The 259-nt window shown below is 32.0% G+C and carries 1 protein-coding gene; it reads right to left on the bottom strand.

The features are described from left to right. Positions 1-259 (bottom strand): LytTR family DNA-binding domain-containing protein (locus AOA59_RS33690; RefSeq protein WP_143522857.1); only part of this gene is annotated, 259 nt, incomplete at both ends.

Genomic DNA, 259 nt, shown 5'->3' with positions numbered 1-259 from the left:
GTCTAATAGTCTCAAATAGCTGTACTATATATTTTTTACTGACAAATGCGATATGTCTTGGCGCATTTTTGAAGCTAATTAAGTAAGAATTACCTGAAGGTTCTATCCGATTAATGTGAGTAATATTCATGAGGTAACTTCTGTGAGTTCTGATAAAAGAGTGGTCAAGTCTCGTTTCGATATTGATTAATGGTTCATTAATATAGATTGGTTGTTTGGAGTCCGTAATAAAAATTTTTGTGCGTTTATTCTCAGAAGT

Source organism: Pseudomonas sp. 2822-15 (genome assembly GCF_002742515.1).
Lineage (GTDB): Bacteria > Pseudomonadota > Gammaproteobacteria > Pseudomonadales > Pseudomonadaceae > Aquipseudomonas > Aquipseudomonas salomonii.
This window is presented reverse-complemented; position numbering and strand designations above follow the sequence as displayed.